The organism is Nocardia sp. 2TAF39 (genome assembly GCF_052114905.1).
In the GTDB taxonomy this organism is placed as follows: domain Bacteria; phylum Actinomycetota; class Actinomycetes; order Mycobacteriales; family Mycobacteriaceae; genus Nocardia.
In genome coordinates, this window is the sequence record NZ_JBFRFQ010000061.1 from 1 (window position 1) to 879 (window position 879).

General features: G+C 65.3%; 1 protein-coding gene. It reads right to left on the bottom strand.

Annotated elements, in window-relative coordinates:
- On the bottom strand, window positions 1-807 hold an 807-nt coding region (locus AB4Z47_RS27570), incomplete at its 3' end, for a hypothetical protein (protein ID WP_441955087.1).
- Between the last annotated feature and the right edge of the window lie 72 nt (window positions 808-879).

Here is an 879-nt window from a genome sequence, read left to right on the forward strand (position 1 = left end):
ATACTGACGAATTTCCTGGCAGCGCAGGACGAATCCCCCACTGTGAGTCCACGCTGGCGCAACGAAGTAGAAGACGTGCTCACAGCCACCCGGCGGCGGCAACAGGCCGTGACGCAACTTCGGGATCTCGAGCAGCGCCTGGCATCCCAGATCCCCTGGGTGGATTCCGAACGCGCCCAACCGGAACCAGCGCTGAAACCGGACGAAGGACCCGGAAATCTCGACGAGCAGAACCAGGCTCGGGACCGAATGCGCGCCATCCAACAACAATCCCGGACTCCGGCCGATTTCGAGCAAGCCTGGGAATGGAGCGGCCCAGCCCTGCAAAGGATGATGATCGCCGCCATCCCCGAAACCGTCGCTCGCATCGAAGGCTTCCCCCTGGCGGCGCGGAACGAGGCCAGGCGAGTGTTCCTGCGTCGGGAAATCGACCGGCTCCACCGGCTGGGTGTGCGCACCGAGCAGCAGCAAGCACAGTTGGCGGAGCTGGCCGCCCAGGCGGAACTGCTTGTCGAGGTAGAGCGTTGGGCCGCGCAGGTTCCGGGGAATGTAGATGTGCGGCTGCTCGACGCTACGGGCGATATGTTGGTGATCGGGGAGCCGGATGCGGCCGAGGAAATCGTTATCCACGCGGTGAACTCCGAATCCACTCAGGTGCCTTGGTATCGGCACGAAGCTGCCGCCGCCGCGGTAGCCGACGTGGCCGCCGGCCGAGCCCAGGGCCGCAGCATCGCTGCACGGGTCTGGATCGGCAACAGCCAAAACCTGGCCGAGGCGATCGCCCGACAACAAGCAGCCCGCGAACAAGCCGGATCACCCCCACAGCGGGTGCGATTGATCAGTCACCCAGACACCCCCGCGACCAGAAGAGATCCGCGG